The sequence below is a fragment of the Vibrio brasiliensis LMG 20546 genome (assembly GCF_000189255.1).
GTDB classification, from domain to species: domain Bacteria; phylum Pseudomonadota; class Gammaproteobacteria; order Enterobacterales; family Vibrionaceae; genus Vibrio; species Vibrio brasiliensis.
In genome coordinates, this window is sequence record NZ_AEVS01000035.1 from 48,486 (window position 1) to 66,076 (window position 17,591).

17 protein-coding genes are annotated in these 17,591 nt (G+C 47.4%); 10 read left to right on the top strand and 7 right to left on the bottom strand.

The window, feature by feature from the left end:
- Nucleotides 1–8: 8 nt before the first annotated feature.
- Nucleotides 9–707: a DsbA family protein gene (locus RH46_RS05810; protein WP_006878452.1), complete on the top strand. Its 699-nt coding sequence runs from the start codon at nucleotides 9–11 to the stop codon at nucleotides 705–707.
- An 83-nt stretch (nucleotides 708–790) separates the two neighbouring features.
- On the opposite strand, the gene RH46_RS05815 is transcribed toward RH46_RS05810, so the two are convergent.
- Nucleotides 791–2,497, bottom strand: coding sequence for a phospho-sugar mutase (locus tag RH46_RS05815; protein WP_006878453.1), 1,707 nt, complete (start codon nucleotides 2,495–2,497; stop codon nucleotides 791–793).
- A gap of 343 nt (nucleotides 2,498–2,840) precedes the next feature.
- Here RH46_RS05815 and coxB point away from each other — a divergent pair, with 343 nt between their 5' ends.
- From coxB to RH46_RS05835, 4 genes are read left to right on the top strand one after another with little or no spacing between them, the layout of a single operon-like run.
- A complete protein-coding gene (gene coxB, locus RH46_RS05820; protein ID WP_006878454.1) occupies nucleotides 2,841–3,995 on the top strand; it encodes a cytochrome c oxidase subunit II in 1,155 nt (384 codons plus the stop codon).
- Entirely contained in the window at nucleotides 3,992–5,650 is a 1,659-nt protein-coding gene (gene ctaD / locus RH46_RS05825; RefSeq protein WP_006878455.1) for a cytochrome c oxidase subunit I, read from the top strand. Before coxB ends, ctaD begins: the two co-directional genes overlap by 4 nt.
- 9 nt (nucleotides 5,651–5,659) lie before the next feature.
- Nucleotides 5,660–6,262, top strand: coding sequence for a cytochrome c oxidase assembly protein (locus RH46_RS05830; RefSeq protein ID WP_006878456.1), 603 nt, complete (start codon nucleotides 5,660–5,662; stop codon nucleotides 6,260–6,262).
- Complete coding sequence (locus RH46_RS05835) at nucleotides 6,259–7,143, top strand: cytochrome c oxidase subunit 3 (RefSeq protein WP_006878457.1); 885 nt, start codon at nucleotides 6,259–6,261, stop codon at nucleotides 7,141–7,143. The genes RH46_RS05830 and RH46_RS05835 overlap by 4 nt, the downstream gene beginning before the upstream one ends.
- Before the next feature lie 18 nt (nucleotides 7,144–7,161).
- Here RH46_RS05835 and RH46_RS05840 read toward each other — a convergent pair whose 3' ends face one another.
- The gene (locus RH46_RS05840; protein ID WP_006878458.1) at nucleotides 7,162–7,407 is read right to left on the bottom strand and encodes a DUF2909 family protein; all 246 of its coding nucleotides are present in this window, start codon (nucleotides 7,405–7,407) and stop codon (nucleotides 7,162–7,164) included.
- On the opposite strand from RH46_RS05840, the gene RH46_RS05845 reads away from it, so the two are divergent.
- Genes RH46_RS05845 through cyoE form a run of 4 tightly spaced genes read left to right on the top strand, consistent with a single transcriptional unit; the run spans nucleotide 7,406 to nucleotide 10,634 of the window.
- On the top strand, nucleotides 7,406–8,146 hold the full coding sequence (locus RH46_RS05845; RefSeq protein ID WP_040895285.1) for an SURF1 family protein: 741 nt from the start codon (nucleotides 7,406–7,408) through the stop codon (nucleotides 8,144–8,146). The genes RH46_RS05840 and RH46_RS05845 overlap by 2 nt on opposite strands.
- A complete protein-coding gene (locus tag RH46_RS05850) occupies nucleotides 8,139–8,687 on the top strand; it encodes a redox-active disulfide-containing membrane protein (RefSeq protein ID WP_006878460.1) in 549 nt (182 codons plus the stop codon). Before RH46_RS05845 ends, RH46_RS05850 begins: the two co-directional genes overlap by 8 nt.
- A gap of 17 nt (nucleotides 8,688–8,704) precedes the next feature.
- A complete protein-coding gene (locus RH46_RS05855; protein WP_006878461.1) occupies nucleotides 8,705–9,745 on the top strand; it encodes a COX15/CtaA family protein in 1,041 nt (346 codons plus the stop codon).
- Nucleotides 9,738–10,634 carry a heme o synthase gene (cyoE, locus tag RH46_RS05860; RefSeq protein ID WP_006878462.1) on the top strand — a complete coding sequence of 299 codons (897 nt, stop codon included), beginning with the start codon at nucleotides 9,738–9,740 and terminating at the stop codon, nucleotides 10,632–10,634. Before RH46_RS05855 ends, cyoE begins: the two co-directional genes overlap by 8 nt.
- A gap of 23 nt (nucleotides 10,635–10,657) precedes the next feature.
- Here the strand turns inward: cyoE and RH46_RS05865 are convergent, their stop codons facing one another.
- From RH46_RS05865 to RH46_RS05880, 4 genes are all read right to left on the bottom strand, one after another.
- Nucleotides 10,658–11,569, bottom strand: a complete 912-nt coding sequence (locus RH46_RS05865; protein WP_006878463.1) for an amino acid ABC transporter permease — start codon at nucleotides 11,567–11,569, stop codon at nucleotides 10,658–10,660.
- A gap of 61 nt (nucleotides 11,570–11,630) precedes the next feature.
- Complete coding sequence (locus RH46_RS05870; RefSeq protein WP_006878464.1) at nucleotides 11,631–12,470, bottom strand: transporter substrate-binding domain-containing protein; 840 nt, start codon at nucleotides 12,468–12,470, stop codon at nucleotides 11,631–11,633.
- Between the two features lie 12 nt (nucleotides 12,471–12,482).
- Nucleotides 12,483–13,277 (bottom strand): amino acid ABC transporter permease, encoded by a 795-nt coding sequence (locus RH46_RS05875; protein ID WP_006878465.1) that lies wholly within the window; start codon nucleotides 13,275–13,277, stop codon nucleotides 12,483–12,485.
- 3 nt (nucleotides 13,278–13,280) lie between these two features.
- Nucleotides 13,281–13,997: an amino acid ABC transporter ATP-binding protein gene (locus RH46_RS05880; protein WP_006878466.1), complete on the bottom strand. Its 717-nt coding sequence runs from the start codon at nucleotides 13,995–13,997 to the stop codon at nucleotides 13,281–13,283.
- 308 nt (nucleotides 13,998–14,305) lie between these two features.
- Here RH46_RS05880 and aroG point away from each other — a divergent pair, with 308 nt between their 5' ends.
- Entirely contained in the window at nucleotides 14,306–15,361 is a 1,056-nt protein-coding gene (gene aroG, locus RH46_RS05885) for a 3-deoxy-7-phosphoheptulonate synthase AroG (RefSeq protein WP_006878467.1), read from the top strand.
- Nucleotides 15,362–15,442: 81 nt separating this feature from the next.
- Here the strand turns inward: aroG and RH46_RS05890 are convergent, their stop codons facing one another.
- A complete protein-coding gene (locus RH46_RS05890) occupies nucleotides 15,443–17,500 on the bottom strand; it encodes an alpha-amylase (protein ID WP_006878468.1) in 2,058 nt (685 codons plus the stop codon).
- Between the last annotated feature and the right edge of the window lie 91 nt (nucleotides 17,501–17,591).

The window sequence follows — 17,591 nt, forward strand, 5'->3', positions numbered from 1 at the left end:
AATTTATTATGTTTAACAAGTTAACCTTAACGCTACTTGTCAGCGCGCTATTCGCAACACCGACATTCGCTGCATCCGACAATCATAAAATTGAAGAAATTGTTGAGATGCTGGAGGCCAATCCTGAGGTTGTGGATGGTCTGCATGAAAGTCTGGCGATGTATATCAAACAACAGCAGCAGTTTAACCAGTTACTATCGAGTAGTAAGACTTACCTGAATGACCCTCGCCATACCTATATGGGGGCGGAGAACGGAGAGATTACTCTGTACAACGTTACCGACTTCAGCTGCCCGTTCTGCAAAAAACTCGATGCAGAGCTAGCTAAACTTGTCGCTGACTACCCACAAGTCAAAGTGGTTAACCTTTACGTGCCACTTAAAGAGGGTAGCTCGTCAGTAAACTCAGCAGCCTATGCGCTTAACGTTTGGAATAATCAGCGTGATAAGTTTGAGCAGGTGAATCAATTACTGATTGCTAAACCGGGTACTCATAACGCTGCTTCACTGATGAAGATTGCGCAGAAAACCGGCACGACAAAGCAACTTAATGTCAGTGACTCAGTGGAAAAACAGTTAGAGAATAACTATGCCATGTTTACTGGTTTAGGCCTGAGGGGTACGCCAGCTTTGATTGTGGGTGAGCAGGTGATTCCGGGTTATGTGCCTTATCAGCAGCTTGAGCAAGTGCTTAAAGAGCAGCTATAAACGTCGACGCTGACTAAGGTTTATTAATAATAAAGCCCCACACTGTTGAGTGTGGGGCTTTTTGCTAACTCAGGTAATGGATATCAAAGCAGACTGTGCTGATGCTCTGAGATCAACATTCCCATCGATTCTGATGCTTTATCGAATACTTGCTCAAAGGTGTCCGATTCAGCGAAGGCTTCGATGACTTCATAGTAACATTTGAGTTTTGGCTCTGTACCGGAAGGGCGAACAATCACACGAGCGCCGCATGAGAGGTGGTAGATCAACACGTCGCTGGCTGGTAAGTCGATTCGCTGCTCAGTCCCATCAGCAAATCGTTTGGTCTGGGTTTTGAGATCTTGTGTAACTTCCACCTTGCTACCTGCGATCATGGTGGGTGGATTTGCTCTTAGCTTGTCACCCACTGGCGGAGATTTTGGATCAAGGGCAATACTGCGTTGAGCATTGAGATACATACCATGTTGACGATAAAGTGCTTCCAGCTGATCCCAGATTGTCTTGCCCTGACTTTTTAGCTCTGCGGTTAGCTGAGCAAAAGCGACCAGTGCCGACAGACCATCTTTATCCCACACTTTATTGCCCACGGTGTAGCCCAGAGCCTCTTCATAGGCGAACAAGAACGGTTGCTCATCGGTTTGCTTCTGCATAGCGACATTGGTTAGCCATTTAAAGCCTGTCAGAGTCTGGTAGTACTGTGCGCCATGAGCCTGAGCAACTTTATCCAGCAGGGTAGACGATACGATGGTATTACCGACCAGAGGTGTCGCGCTGTCTGATTGCGACAGTAGATAATGGCCAAACAGCGTTCCGACCTGATCCCCTGTCAGCATCTGGTAGTCACCATCCGGTTTACGTACCGCAACAGCAAATCGGTCAGCGTCCGGGTCATTGGCGCAAGCGAGTTCAGCACCGTGCTCTTTTGCCAACGCAACCACCATATCCATAGCACCCGCTTCCTCCGGGTTAGGGAAGTTGACTGTCGGGAAGGTACCATCAGGTTCCCGTTGTTCCGCGACGCTATAAACTTTGTTAAAGCCAGCATCTGCGAGTAGGGTTTCTGCCATCTCTGCGCCAACGCCGTGCATTGCGGTATACGCGACAGCAATGCTATCTGGCTGAGTATGGTTGTTCAACAGCGGATTATCATTCATGGTTTGACGATAGGTTTGGTAGTAGTCATCTTTCAACCACTCCAGTAAACCGTTCGTTTCAGCATCGCTAAGCGACATCAGTGGGATCGGCTTAGTCGCTGCGATATCAATTTCTGCAGCAATTCCTGAATCATGGGGCGGGATGATTTGCGCGCCGTTTTCCCAATACACTTTAAATCCATTGTATTCAGGCGGGTTGTGGCTGGCAGTGACCACGACTGCGGCAGCCGCGTTAAAATTCTTTACGCCAAATGCGACGATCGGAGTTGCCGCAACTGCGTGGGTTAGGAATACCTTAATCCCCAGTGAAGTCAGCACAGAAGCGGTATCATGAGCAAATTGTCTGGAATCTGTACGGCCATCGTAACCAATCACGACACCGCGAGTTTTGGCATTTTCTACCTGCTCAATAAGGTAATGACCTAGTCCAGTCGCGGTTTCCTGAATGACTAATCGGTTCATTCGATTCGGACCACAGCCCACTTTGCCACGTAAGCCAGCCGTGCCGAATTCAAGGCGCTGACTAAAACGGTCTTCAAGGTCAGCCAGGGCTTGCTGGTCAATTAAGTGTTGCAGTTCTTCACGCGTCTGTGGGTCAGGATCTTTTTCTAACCAACGAGTTACTTGTTCCATCATGGTGCCTTACCTTTTTATTAGCTCAAGTCTGTTCGTAACTTAAGTCTATGTTATATCCGAAATTTCGCTTAATTTTAGTTGATATTGATTATCATTTGCGAGAGCGCAATCGCTAAACATTGTGTTATTTCTCTGTCAGTCAAATCTGATAGGACTTTCTTGCACAATTTAAAAACGCCAACTAACGTTTATTAACATAAATATAACAACTTGCTTCAAATTTACTGGTTATAAGGAATTTTCCAAGTCCAAAGGCTGATTGGTACTTTTTTGCGCATGACGAGGCTTATGTCAAAAAAGTGACCAGCATCACGGTTGATGACTCTGGCAAAGGGGAGGTCTTTTGAAAAGTTTACAGGTTTCACTGTGGCGACTGAGTAATGTGTCGTTGGTTGGATTAACGGCGTCTGCGCACGCAGAGCAAAGCACCTATAACATGACACAAGGTGTCACGAATATTAGCGAACAGGTTTACGATTTGCACATGCTGATATTCTACATCTGTTGTGCAATTGCAGTTGTCGTGTTTGGTGTGATGTTTTACTCCATGTACCACCACCGTAAGTCTAAAGGGGCGGTTGCTGCACACTTCCATGAAAGTACTAAGGTGGAAGTTGTTTGGACTGTCATCCCTATTATCATACTTGTTCTAATGGCCATTCCTGCGACCAAAACTCTGGTTGCAATGGAAGACACCTCCCAGTCCGATCTCACCATCAAAATAACCGGCTCTCAATGGAAGTGGCACTACAGCTATTTCGATCAGGATGTTGAGTTCTTTAGTCTGTTGGCAACCAGTCAGAAAGCTATCGATGGCGTTGAAGAAAAAGGCGCCCACTACCTGCTTGAAGTGGATAACCCGCTGGTGCTGCCGATCAATCGTAAAGTCCGTTTTCTGATGACATCCGATGATGTGATTCACTCATGGTGGGTACCGGACTTTGCCGTTAAGAAAGATACGATTCCTGGTTTTATTAATGAAGCCTGGACACGGATTGATAAGCCCGGAGTGTATCGTGGTCAGTGTGCTGAGTTATGTGGTCGGGCACACGGGTTTATGCCGGTGGTCGTTCATGCGATGGAAGAAGAAGAGTATGACGCCTGGTTATTGGCTAAGAAGGCTGAAATTGCACAGGCCAAGCAGGAAGCGGCTGCTTCACTGACGGCTTCGCTATCACTCGATGAGCTGATGGGTATTGGTGAGAAGGTCTATCTGGACCGATGCGCCGTCTGCCACCAGGCTAATGGTGCTGGTATACCCGGAGCATTTCCTGCCATTACCGGAAGTAAAGTGGCAACGGGGGATGCGACTGGACACATAGATATTGTGACCAATGGTCGTGCGGGTACAGCGATGCAGGCTTTTGCTAATCAATTGACTGACAAGGAAATTGCTGCCGTGGTTACGTATCAGCGTAATGGCTTAGGCAACAGTGTCGGAGACTTGGTTCAGGCAGCGGATGTCAACCAATTTAAGGCGTCTAAGGAGGGGCAATGAAAACGTCCAAACCTGATTCTATCGTAGAAGATAAATCCAAATCAGCGCCTGTTGCAGACGCCGATATCAGTCGAGCCAACAGCACGATTGCGATTGATGAACATGAGCATCATGAGGCTCCGAAAGGGATTACTCGTTGGCTCTACTCAACCAATCATAAGGATATAGGCACACTTTATCTCTGGTTCAGCTTTATTATGTTCCTGACTGGTGGGGCGATGGCGATGATCATTCGCGCTGAGCTATTCCAGCCTGGTTTGCAGTTGGTTGAGCCACAGTTTTTCAACCAGATGACCACGGTTCATGGTCTGGTGATGGTATTTGGTGCAGTAATGCCAGCATTTACCGGTCTGGCAAACTGGATGATTCCAATGATGATTGGTGCTCCGGATATGGCACTGCCACGAATGAACAATCTGAGTTTCTGGATCTTACCTTTTGCCTTCCTGATCCTACTCGCGTCACTGTTCACCGAAGGAGGCGGCCCGGATTTCGGCTGGACCTTCTATGCGCCGCTGTCGACCACTTATGGCCCAGACAGTACTGCGTTGTTTGTCTTCTCGGTTCATATCATGGGCATCAGTTCGATCATGGGTGCGATTAACGTTATCGTAACCATAGTGAATATGCGCGCTCCGGGTATGACCTGGTTTAAAATGCCAATGTTCGTCTGGACCTGGTTAATCACCGCATTCCTTCTTATCGCGGTTATGCCGGTGCTGGCCGGAGCGGTGACCATGGTTCTGACAGATAAGTACTTTGGCACTTCATTCTTTGATGCCGCGGGTGGTGGTGATCCGGTCATGTTCCAGCATATTTTCTGGTTCTTCGGCCACCCTGAAGTATACATCATGATCCTGCCGTCTTTCGGTATCATCTCAGCGATTATTCCTGCCTTTAGTGGAAAGAAACTCTTTGGCTACCACTCGATGGTTTACGCGACCTGTAGTATTGCCCTGCTGTCATTCCTTGTCTGGGCGCACCATATGTTTACTACCGGTATGCCCGTTTTTGCTGAACTGTTCTTCATGTATTGCACCATGCTGATTGCGGTACCGACCGGGGTTAAGGTGTTTAACTGGGTTGCGACCATGTGGCGAGGTGCAATGACCTTTGAGACGCCGATGCTGTTCGCGATTGCCTTTATCATTCTATTCACCATCGGTGGCTTTTCTGGTCTGATGCTGGCGATTGTTCCCGCAGATTTCCAGTATCACGATACCTACTTTGTGGTGGCGCACTTCCATTATGTTCTGGTATCTGGCGCGGTGTTCTCCATCATGGCAGCGGCCTACTACTGGTTACCGAAATGGACAGGGCATATGTATGACCACAAGTTGAGTCTGTGGCACTTCTGGTGTTCGGTAATTTCAGTCAATGTGCTGTTCTTCCCGATGCACTTCCTCGGTCTGGCAGGTATGCCACGTCGAATACCAGATTATGCGATTCAGTTTGCCGATGTGAATCAGATTGTTTCCATTGGTGGATTTGCCTTTGGCCTGTCGCAACTTATCTTCCTCTGGCTGGTGATTAAGTGCATTAAAGGCGGCGAGAAAGTTTCTGAGAAACCATGGGAACGTGCTGAAGGTCTGGAGTGGACCGTGCCAAGCCCGGCGCCGCATCATACTTTCTCCACACCACCGAAGATCGACTAGGAGCTGGTCATGCAAGGACAAGCAAAATCGCATCGAACTCTGACACTCAAGCTATGTGCTGCGGTAGTGGCTATGTTTGGCTTCGGTTTTGCTTTGGTCCCGTTATATGACGTGATGTGCGATGCATTAGGAATCAATGGAAAAACCAACAGTGAGTCTGCGCTACAACCACAAGGTATGGTTCCTGACACATCACGTCTCATTCGGGTCGAATTTATGGCCCACAATAATCAGGGTATTCCCTGGTCGTTTGTCCCGGAGCAGGCGTTTATGGAAGTGCATCCGGGGCAAGTTATTCAGACTGCCTATCATGCAAAGAATCTTTCGCCAAAAGATATAGTCGGCCAGGCGGTCCCATCGGTATCGCCTGGGTTAGGGGCAACCTATTTCAATAAAATTGAGTGTTTCTGTTTTAACCAGCAGCCGTTACAGGCAAATGCCCAAGCTGAGATGCCACTGATTTTTTATATTGAACCGGATATTCCCGACACCATCCATACCCTGACTTTGTCCTACACCCTTTATGATATTAGTGAAAAAGTAGCGACAACAGAGTTAGCCAAGGTCTCATCAAATACGGTGGATGAGACAGTGCAAGGAGCGACACAATGAGTTCAAAACATCCATCCTACTATGTTCCAGCGCAAAGCAGTTGGCCGATCGTCGGTGCTGTTTCGCTATTTCTAATTGCCGTCGGTGCGGGTCTTACGGTGCAAAATATGGCGGAGGGGGGGGATGGCAGTGTCTTCGGAAAACTGATCCTGCTGGCCGGGTTTATCTTCCTGCTATATATGTTCGCTGGCTGGTTTAGTAGTGTGATTACTGAGTCAATGAGTGGTAAATACTCAGCTCAGTTATCGCGCTCGTTCAGACAGGGAATGAGTTGGTTTATCTTCTCTGAAATCATGTTCTTTGGTGCGTTTTTTGGCGCTCTGTTTTACGCCCGAATGATTTCGGTACCCTGGTTAGGTGGTGCGGGCAACAATGCCATGACTCACGAGGTGATTTGGCCTGCCTTTGAAGCTTTATGGCCGTTAACCACGACTCCGGGCGGGACAACGACAACGGCAATGTCATGGCAGGGTATTCCATTAATCAATACCATTTTGCTGCTCACATCGTCAGTGACTTTGCACATGGCACATATCAGTCTGGAACAGAACAAACGTATGGCGCTGATTGTGTGGCTGGAAATCACCATCGTTCTGGCTGGCTTCTTCCTCTATTACCAAGGCGTTGAGTATGCTCACGCCTATCAGGATCTCGGACTGACCTTGCAGTCCGGTATTTATGGTAACACCTTTTTCCTACTGACCGGCTTCCATGGCATGCACGTATTGCTCGGCACCATATTCTTGATTGTATTGCTGGCAAGGGTTGCGAAGGATCACTTTACGCCAAAGGAACATTTTGCCTTTCAGGCTGGCAGTTGGTACTGGCATTTCGTCGATGTGGTATGGCTGTGCCTATTCGTCTTTGTTTATGTGCTTTGACTATTGGACGTGCGCCGCTTAGTAGGGGCGCACATTTGGCTCAATTAAGCCGCTTAGCAGAGCGGCGACCATCAACACGACTGCGAGAGCAGAAAGGAAAACACGACGGCCGAGATAGAAACTCATCGGTTTGTCATCTTCAGGGGATTCGTTGGAGTCTTCATTTGAATCAGGCCCTTTGACCATCTCAAACATCGCTCGACCGAGGTTGATTAAGATGAAAAGTAGCAGCAATACCAATACCAGTTTGAAAATGAATACCATGAGACGGTCCTTTGTTTCTCACATAAGAATTGGGCGAATTATTGTTGTTTGTGTATTAACTGTGGTTGCCTTTTCGATATTGGTCAACTTGGGCTTGTGGCAATTATCCCGGGCAGAAGAAAAAAGCGAAATAGAGCAACAGGTTAATCAGAGAGAACAATTTCCGGCAATTTCACTGGAGCAATTGAGTGACCAAATGGTAGTAAATCCAGTCGGGATTAGAGTCCATTTCAACGCTCAGCCAATCAAAGGAAAGTATTTGTTACTGGATAACCAGAATTTTGAGGGAAAAGTGGGGTATCTGGCATTGCAGCTGACACGGAGTGAAGGTGGCAAGATGGTTTTAGTTGAGAGAGGGTTTGTCGCTGCCCCCGCGCTTCGCAGCGACCTCCCTGACGTGAACTGGCTGGAGCAACCTCAAGCATTGAATGGACGTTTGTATCGTAAGTCAGCTAACCCACTGAGTCATGACCTGCAGCTTGAACCAGGCTCTGTCAGTCGTATTCAAAACCTTAACTTTGAGCAGTTAGAGCAGCATTGGCAGATGAGTATTGAACCCTATGTGATTCAGCCGATTAGTGATAGCTGGCCTTATGCGCAACCTTGGCAACCTGTGTCGATGAATTCGGAGAAACATCGAGGTTACGCGGTACAGTGGTTTGCTATGGCAGCAGCGTTAGCTGTTCTCAGCGGTCTGCTACTGCTGCGTACCATCAGAAAAGGAGCAACACATGATTAATCCAGTTTATCGGGGAAGAATTATTTTCATTGGTTTAGTTGTGATGTTCGCTTTACCTGCGATTATCGCTAAGACCGTGCTCTCACAGCATTGGTATCAATCTGGAGTGACCAACAAAGGTGAGTTGATTGAGCCTGTCGCGACACTGGAGTCACTAGGTATCGCCAATCCTTACCAACAGAGTCAATGGCAACTTGGCTATGTGATTCCCCCTGAGTGTGATGAATTTTGTCAGCAGCAGGTCTATCTGCTGGGTCAGAGCCATTTAGCACTAGGTAAGTATCAGCAGCGTGTTCAGCCTGTATTGTTGGTGACTGGGCAGAGTGCCGCTATTGAGGTGGAAAAGGGTAAGTACGCGCAACTAATGGTGAATCAGGACTTTGAGCAGATCGTCCACCCATTTGAATACGTGATTGTTGATCCACTCGGGCAACTGGTGATGCGTTATCCACGTGTGGAATCACAATCTGAATTGGTGTCCCAGAGTAAGGGGCTGCTAGCCGATTTACGCAAATTACTTAAGTTATCTCGTGTAGGCTAACCGCAAGGAGTGCGGATATGAAGTTAATACACTTAGTTAGATTCAGCTTAATCCTGACCTTTATTGTCGTCATGCTAGGTGCGTATACACGTCTTGCTGACGCGGGACTGGGCTGCCCCGACTGGCCCGGTTGTTACGGACATCTGACCGTGCCCAATGAACAACATGAAATCGCCCTTGCACAGTCACTCTACCCCTCACTGACTGTTGAAGCGGATAAAGCCTGGCTTGAGATGATTCATCGTTACTTCGCGGGCACACTAGGGCTGGTTGTATTTGCCATTAGCGTTATCGCGATTAAGACTCGTCAGCTATCGTATCTACTCGCTTCCTCGATATCCATCGTGGTGATATTTCAGGCTCTACTGGGCATGTGGACTGTCACTATGAAACTGATGCCGATTGTGGTGATGGGCCATCTGCTCGGAGGGTTTACTCTGTTTAGCTTATTGGCCATTACTCACTGGAAACTTCAAGCTAACGAACGGACTGACATGCCACCGCAGACGAGTAACAACAACGGCTTGAGACTCTTAGCTGGTGTGACCTTGCTGGTGGTCATCGGTCAGATTGCTCTGGGTGGCTGGACATCGTCTAACTATGCTGCGTTGATGTGTACCACATTGCCGATTTGTCAGGGAGATTGGGTCGCTTATCTCGACTTCCCGCGAGCATTTGAGTTGATTCAGCCTAAACAAGAAAGTTATGAGTTCGGTACGCTGGATTATGGTGCTCGAATGACTATTCATGTCACCCATCGATTTGGCGCTCTGTTGGTTACCTTAATGGTGACGGCTCTGGCCTATCGTTTATGGGCAAGCAAAGCAGCCGATTTTCGTAAGGTCTCCATCTCATTATTGATTATGTTAGTGGTGCAAATTGCACTAGGAATTGGCAACGTTGTGCTGAGCTTACCTCTCGTCGTCGCCGTAGCACATAACCTTGGTGCGGCGATGTTGCTGATCATTGTATTACGGACTAATTATCTGCTTTGGCAACCTGAATCGTTAACTTCAACCAGTGCAAGCCTGTACCGCAAGGAGAATGCTCATGAGTAAATCTATTTCTGCCACCCATGTGGAACCGCGAGCATTATGGCGCAGCTACCTGGCGCTAACCAAACCGAAGGTGGTGGCGTTAATGTTGCTGACTGCCTTGGTCGGGATGTGTCTGGCAGTACCGGGTACTTTGCCTGCGACTTATACCATACTTGGACTGACCGGGATTGGACTGATGGCGGGCTCTGCCGCCGCATTTAACCATCTTATCGATCAGCGTATTGATGCCATTATGGCTCGAACCTATCAGCGTCCACTGCCTTCCGGTGAGATTAAATCGAGCCATGTATTTATGTTTGCGCTGGCGATAGGTGTTGTGGGATTTGCTGTCCTTTACGCTGGAGTGAATGCATTAACGGCTTGGCTGACCTTCGCTAGCTTGCTTGGCTATGCGGTGGTTTACACCCTCTATTTAAAACGAGCGACACCGCAAAACATTGTTATTGCGGGTATAGCTGGAGCGATGCCGCCGCTATTAGGCTGGACCGCAGTGACGGGCGAGCTACATGCTCATGCCTGGTTGCTGGTGATGATTATATTCATCTGGACTCCGCCACACTTCTGGGCTCTGGCGATCCATCGTAAAGAAGATTATGCCAAAGCAGATATCCCGATGTTGCCAGTAACTCATGGCGTCGAGTACACCAAAACCTCAATTCTGCTCTACACGATTCTGCTCTTTTTAATCTGCTTGTTACCGGTTTTGGTCGAAATGGCAGGCGTCTTTTATCTTACGGCTTCATCGATACTCTGCTCGATGTTTGTATGGCACGCCTGGAAACTTAAGTTTAGCGATCAACCAAGTCGGGCGATTAAGACGTTCGTGTTTTCTATCTACCACTTGATGCTGCTGTTCGTCGCTCTATTGATTGATCATTACCTTATGTAATCGCTGGTCTCAGGCTGAAGTAGCTAGCGCTGCAAATGCTTGAGACTGCGCTTTTCTATGCGCTTAAACAGCAGTGACAAGGACATACACAGAGTGAAATAAGCCAGTCCGACGATCAGCCAGATTTCAAAAATTAAGCCAGAAGAGTTGGCAATTTCGGTACCGACAAAAGTCATTTCCTGAATCGAAATCAGTGACACAATCGAGGTGTCTTTTATTAAGGATATTGCCTGTCCTGCCAGCGCAGGCGTGATCGCTGCTAATACCTGTGGTGCAATGACGTAGCGGTACTTTGCCCAAGAAGATAAACCTAAAGAGTCAGCCGCTTCCCACTGTCCCTGAGCAACGCTGCTCAGGCCAGAACGTACCACTTCGGCAACATACGCTGAAGACAACAGGCCAACACATAGAATCCCTGACAGCAGGTTTTCCCACAGGCTTGCCGGACCAAACAGAAAGTTCTGAACCTCGTTTATATCGCCGCTGTGTTGGCGAAGTATCTGGTCAAGTCCAAGTAAAGGGATTAACTGGTTAGAAATAAAGAAATAGAAAATAAACACAAATACCAAAGGTGGTATGTTGCGAATTAACTGAACGAATGCATTGGCAGGCATCCGCAAGATAGCAATACTCGAATGCCTTGCTATACCTAAGGCGGTGCCTAAGCCTAATGCCAACAACATTCCCCAAATACTAATGCGCAGCGTCGAAATCAATCCCTGAAAAAAGTAGGGCAGTGAGCCGTCTGAGCGAGGAGTAAAGATTAACTCAATCGCATCATGCCAGCGCCAGTTATAGTTTACGCCCGCGACTGAGCGTTGATAGAGCCAGAACCCAGCAGCTATCAAGATCAGAATCAGCATAATATCGAGCTTGTTAAACGTGCGTTTTGTCGCCGCTAACGATGGCTGATGGAGTGATTTCGCTTTAGACACCTAGTATTACTTCCTAGTTGTAGCCATGGTCACTTAATTTAAGTGACCATGGCTATTGTGATTATTGACCAGAGGCGATTTGGTTCTGCCAATCAAGAGTAGAGAACCAGTACTCGTAGCGCTCTTTCAACCAGCCATCTTCAGTACGTGCCTGAATCCAACTATTAAAGAAAGCTTCTTTATCACTTTCACCTAAGCGTACGGCAAATGCTTCGTTACCCTTAGACAGACGATCGGTGAAAGGAATAAAAAGCTTATCGCTGTTTTTCACTGTTTCATGTTCAGGCTTAGGGCTAGACGCTATTACCGCGTGCGCGTTGCCGTTAAGCACTTCCTGGAACGCTTGGGCATCGTCATCAAACTGAAGAATTTTCGCTTTCGGGAAGGTTTCTCGTGCTACCTGTACAGTAAATGCCCCACGGCGTGCGGCGATTTTTACCCGGCGAGAATCGAAGTCACTCAGCTGAGAAAAACCTTCAGCTAACTCTTTGTTCGCTGCTACCTGAACACCTGAGTGAGAATATGGAGAGGTGAAAAGGACACTTTTGGCGCGTTCAGGGGTAATGCTCATACCACCGATGATAACGTCGAACTTCTGAGCTAGTAGCGCTGGAATAATGCCATCCCAGGCTGTAGGGACAAACTCAACTTTCCAACCTGAATCGGCTGCCAGTCGGTTAGCGACATCAATTTCAAAGCCGATTAAATCACCCTGTTTATCTCGCATCGCCCAAGGGACGAAAGTCGACATACCAACTCTTAGGGTTCCGCGCTCATTAATCTTATCAAGATTCGGAGTGTCAGATGCCAGACTCGGCAAGCTAATAGCCAGGCCTAACAGCGCGGTAATTGCGGCTTTAAAACCTTTACCCCTTAATAATGCTCTTCCAATGTTTCGCATAGTAATTTTCCTTTATTGTGTACGCCAACTAGCGCCAAGTTTATGTTCCATCCAAGCAGAAAGCCCTGACAGCATGAGTGTCAGAGTGAGATAAATTGCAGCTACAGTGAACCAGATTTCAAATGGCATTGCTGTTTCAGAAACGATATTTCTCCCTTCAGTCGTTAAGTCAAAAATCGCCATCACACTAACAATTGAAGAGTTTTTGATTAAAGAAACGACTTCATTGGTCAGCGGCGGTAACGTTCGTTGTAACAGTTGCGGTAAAATCACATCATAGAAAGTGAAAAATCGACTCAGACCAAGTGATTTTGCTGCTTCAAACTGACCTTTGGGGATACTGTTTAGTCCGCCACGAAATACTTCCGCTGTATAGGCTCCCTGGAAAAGAGAGAGTGCTAATACCGCAGTGGCAAATCGATCAAGACCGATTACAGGACCGAATATAAAATAGAGTAGGTAGATCTGAACCAGAAGCGGTGTATTACGGATCACTTCGATATAAATGTTGGCCAGCCCTCGACCAACCCAAGAGTCGGAAAGTTTTAGTGCTGCGGTTGTCAGCCCGATCAAGAGCGTGAAAGCCAGACTGAGCGCTGATATTTTAATTGTAACTAGCAGACCTTCTAACAGTTCGGCAGGCCACCACTCTCCATCTTCGAAAAACAGGATGTAATCTGGAACGCGATACCACTGCCATTGGTAACCAATACTTTTGGCGCCAGAGTCTAGTAACCAAACTATGCCGACTAGCAAAAGAGCGATTTGTAGCAGAGCTGATAAAACAGGTTTTAATACTTTTATCATCGACTAGTGACTCAAAATCTGTTGTAGGAACTGTTGAGTTCTCGGGTGATTTGGTTGAGAGAACAGCTGCTCTGGTGAGTTGATTTCCAGAATCTCGCCCTGATCCATAAAGATCACCCTGTCAGCCACTTTGCGGGCGAAGCCCATCTCGTGCGTCACACACATCATAGTGATACCGTCGTTAGCCAGATCAACCATAACGTCGAGCACTTCCTGAATGGTTTCTGGATCGAGAGCTGAGGTAGGTTCGTCGAAGAGCAAAATCTCAGGCTGCATACACAGAGAGCGTGCAATTGCCACCCGCTGCTGCTGGCCCCCCGACAGTTGTACTGGATATTTATCGGCTTGCTGTTCAATGTTTACCCGACTGAGAAAGTGCATTGCTCGCTGGTTAGCTTGTGCTTTTGATAAACCGAGTGTTCTGATGGGTGCCAGGGTCAGGTTTTCGAGCACAGTCAGGTGAGGGAACAAATTAAAGTGTTGAAACACCATGCCAACTTTGCCCGCTTTGGGCAGGGATTGGTCGTCACCGAGAACGGAAATCGTTCCGTTAGAAATCGATTCAAGTCCATTGACTGTGCGGATTAAGGTTGACTTACCCGAACCCGAAGGGCCACAGACGACCAAAATCTCGCCTTTTACCACACTAAGGTTAATGCCCTTTAGTGCGTGAAATTCACCGTACCATTTATCGACGTTACTAAACTCAATGGCTTTCATGCCTGATCTTATAGTGATTTTAATTATCTACTTACCTTAACAATATCAGCAACATATTGCATCTTGTACGTAAGAGTATTACTACAAAGATCAGTGGTAGTGGTTGTTTTCATTGGGTGTAATTAAAATTTTACACCTTGTGTAAAATGTAAAAAAGGCAAAAATATTGCCTTTTATTTGAAATAGTGGTTGCAACCTGAGTTTTTGATAGATAAGTTACAGAGAACAGGAACAAGAAAAGCTGAACGTTTTTTCACCGCTTAATTTTGGTGCTGCGTTCAACCAAGAGAAATAGGAAGAAGTAAGCAATGTTTCAGACAGATGATGTACGAATTAATAAAGTAAAAGAGTTATTACCGCCAGTTGCGGTTTTAGAGAAGTTTCCAGCGACTGAATCGGCTTCTTCGACCACATTTCGTTCGCGTGAAGCAATCTCAAATATTCTTAAAGGGGACGATGATCGCCTGTTGGTAATTATTGGTCCATGTTCAATTCATGATCCAGAAGCGGCTATCGAATACGGTAAGCGCCTGAAGGTGCTGCGTGATGAGCTTGGCGATCGCCTTGAAGTGGTTATGCGTGTTTACTTCGAAAAACCGCGTACAACAGTCGGTTGGAAAGGTCTGATTAATGACCCGTACCTAAACGACACGTTTAAGATCAACGACGGTCTGCGCATGGGTCGTAAGCTGTTGCTAGACCTAACGGATATGGGCATGCCGACAGCGAGTGAATTCTTAGATATGATTTCACCGCAATACGTTGCCGATCTTATTAGCTGGGGCGCGATTGGCGCACGTACTACTGAGTCTCAGGTACACCGTGAGCTAGCATCTGGTATCTCGTGTCCAGTTGGCTTTAAGAACGGTACTGATGGCAACATCAAGATCGCTTCGGATGCTATTCGTTCTGCAAGTGCTTCACACCACTTCCTGTCAGTAACTAAGTACGGCCACTCTGCGATTATTGAAACAGCGGGTAACCCGGATTGTCATATCATTCTTCGTGGCGGTAAAGAGCCTAACTACAGTGCTGATCATGTTGGTGCTATCAAGCAAGAGCTTGAGAAGTCAGGTCTGCCTCAAAAAGTGATGATTGATTTCAGCCACGCTAACAGCTCTAAACAGTACCAACGCCAGATGGTTGTTGCTGAAGATGTCGCAGGCCAGATTTCTGGTGGTGAAGATGCGATCTTCGGTGTGATGATTGAATCTCACCTGGTTGAAGGTCGTCAGGATCTGGTTGAAGGTGAGACTCTGACTTACGGTCAGTCTATCACTGACGCATGTATCGGTTGGAATGACACTGAAAAAGTACTTCGCCAGCTAGCAGATGCGGTTGCGGCTCGTCGCAACAACAAGTAAGCATTTTACGCTGACAATAAAAAAGCTCCCAAGGGAGCTTTTTTTGATCGCTACTGTTATCAATCAAAGTTGTCTAACGAGTTAGCGCCCCATATAGGCAACGACTACCTTGTCTTGACCAAGAGTCCTGGAGAATACGTAGGCATCCTTGTTGTCAATCTGCTTGTGTACTCCAGCGCCGATAGCTGGATGGTTTTGCCGGAACTTACCGACAGTTTGCCAGTGTGACAGAAGCTGCTCTCTATCTTTGTCGAGTTTCCACACCATATCTGAGCGAGTTCCCTGGTGGAAATCATCGGCGTATGGCCCTAACTCCCGACCCACTTCATCACCATAATAGATCTGGACTGCACCCGGGCTAAGAAGCAGTGCGTTGGCAGCATTGCGTTGCATGTCGAACGATTTGAAACGGTTGAAGAACAGTTCTGTGTCGTGGGATGACATGTAGCTAACAGGTGTGAAGTCCGGCGTTAACTGAATTGAATCAGAGTAGTTCTGATACAGATCCTGCATCTGGCTAAAGCAAGTCGCCCCTTTATCGAGCTTTTTCTGCATATCAAAGTTAATCAAGGCATCGAACCCCTGATCTGCATATGGTGAACGGTAGGCAGAGTGACCCCAGACTTCGCCCATCATCCAGAATGGCGCACCTTGTTGATCGTTTTCCGCTCTCCACGCTTTCAAACTATCGCTGGCAGCTTGTTTTAACTTAAGCCAGACGTCACCTTCTACGTGTTTGACGGTATCGACCCTGAACCCGTCGATACCAAAACGTTTGACCCAATCCGACTGCCATTCGACCAGGTAGTCGGCGACGGTGTAACCCTCTTTAGCGACCACGCGCGTGTCTGGATTGTTAAGTAGCCACTGAGGAGGGATGACAACCTTCGATGATTCAGTAAGGAAGTCGGGTAAACCTGCAAGATTCATTGTGGTGTCACTGCTACCCGGTTGTGAGTAGCCTGGTAGGCCAGCGCGAACCCAGTCTGGCCCCCACCAGTTAACCCATTGGTCGCTTTGGTAGTCAATATGGTCGTTGTAACTATGCCAGTTCTGTCCTGATTGCGGCTTCCATTTGGCCCAACTGTCAGTCATACCATTTCTGTCGACGACTTCTAAGTTATCGAACTGCATATCTGCCAGAGTTGAATAACCAGCGTGGTTGATCACTGCGTCAAGCAGGATCTTGATACCGCGCTTGTGAGCTTCAGCCACCAGAGTTCGCAAGTCTTCTTCATTACCAAAATTCTGATCGATCTTGGTGAAGTCGCGAGTCCAGTAACCGTGGTATGAATAGAAAGGAAAGCTGCCGCTCTCGCCCCCACCGACAAAGCCGTGCACCTGCTCGACAATTGGAGACAGCCAGATGGCGTCGGTACCTAAGCTCTTAATATAGTCGAGCTTGGCGATCACCCCTTTCAGGTCACCGCCATGAAAGGTCCCGACTTCTTGCTGGTGATCTTTCTGGCGTCGGTAGCTGTGATCATTACTAGCATCGCCGTTATTAAAGCGATCGACCATTACAAAATAGATGTTGGCATTGTGATAGGTGAACTCTGGCTCCATTTGTTGTTGGGAGGCCGGTTCTAGCAATACTAAACCACCACTCTGCTTAGTGGCAGCAAGGGTGACTGAGTTGTTTGCCACTTTTACCGTCTGTCCACTAAGGGCATCTCTCAAAACTGTGCCGTCAGCAAAGGTGTCGCCAAGCTTAATGGTGACAGGATCACCCGCATATTGCTGACACTGGACATCGGGGATTGGCCTACTGAAGGTTTTGGTACTCTTTTTAGCTTCCCGAGCAATGATCAGAGTATTGAGTTGTGGGTCGAAATTGAATGAGTAGTCGCCTTTAAAGCGGATTTTCAGAGGCAGAACGGTATCTTCACCACAGTTCAGATTAAGTGGTCGGCGAAACTTAACTTTCTGATTGTCTGCGACCTCACAGGAGCCATCAATTCCGGAGATAGTTATCTGATAGTTATCTTTAGAGAGTGTTAAGACTGCTGGTTCAGTCGCTGACAGAGGAACATCGCGACTGGTTGTAGTGGTTGATATGGTCAGGTTAGGACTCGCTGCTACGGGTAAACTGCACAGGGTAGCAAGCATAATCGCATTGGGCACAAATTGGCTTTTCACGTTACATCCTTGAGTTATTAGTATTGGTCACTTTGCACTCTAACTTAGCTCCTCATGTTCAACATCATTCCCCTCGTCTACGCCCCAAACT

Coding starts and splice junctions, on each gene's coding strand:
- RH46_RS05810 (WP_006878452.1), top strand. CDS start 9: ATGTTTAACAAGTTAACCTTAACGCTACTTGTCAGCGCGCTATTCGCA.
- RH46_RS05815 (WP_006878453.1), bottom strand. CDS start 2,497: ATGATGGAACAAGTAACTCGTTGGTTAGAAAAAGATCCTGACCCACAG.
- ctaD (WP_006878455.1), top strand. CDS start 3,992: ATGAAAACGTCCAAACCTGATTCTATCGTAGAAGATAAATCCAAATCA.
- RH46_RS05830 (WP_006878456.1), top strand. CDS start 5,660: ATGCAAGGACAAGCAAAATCGCATCGAACTCTGACACTCAAGCTATGT.
- RH46_RS05835 (WP_006878457.1), top strand. CDS start 6,259: ATGAGTTCAAAACATCCATCCTACTATGTTCCAGCGCAAAGCAGTTGG.
- RH46_RS05845 (WP_040895285.1), top strand. CDS start 7,406: ATGAGACGGTCCTTTGTTTCTCACATAAGAATTGGGCGAATTATTGTT.
- RH46_RS05840 (WP_006878458.1), bottom strand. CDS start 7,407: ATGGTATTCATTTTCAAACTGGTATTGGTATTGCTGCTACTTTTCATC.
- RH46_RS05850 (WP_006878460.1), top strand. CDS start 8,139: ATGATTAATCCAGTTTATCGGGGAAGAATTATTTTCATTGGTTTAGTT.
- RH46_RS05855 (WP_006878461.1), top strand. CDS start 8,705: ATGAAGTTAATACACTTAGTTAGATTCAGCTTAATCCTGACCTTTATT.
- cyoE (WP_006878462.1), top strand. CDS start 9,738: ATGAGTAAATCTATTTCTGCCACCCATGTGGAACCGCGAGCATTATGG.
- RH46_RS05870 (WP_006878464.1), bottom strand. CDS start 12,470: ATGCGAAACATTGGAAGAGCATTATTAAGGGGTAAAGGTTTTAAAGCC.
- RH46_RS05875 (WP_006878465.1), bottom strand. CDS start 13,277: ATGATAAAAGTATTAAAACCTGTTTTATCAGCTCTGCTACAAATCGCT.
- RH46_RS05880 (WP_006878466.1), bottom strand. CDS start 13,997: ATGAAAGCCATTGAGTTTAGTAACGTCGATAAATGGTACGGTGAATTT.
- aroG (WP_006878467.1), top strand. CDS start 14,306: ATGTTTCAGACAGATGATGTACGAATTAATAAAGTAAAAGAGTTATTA.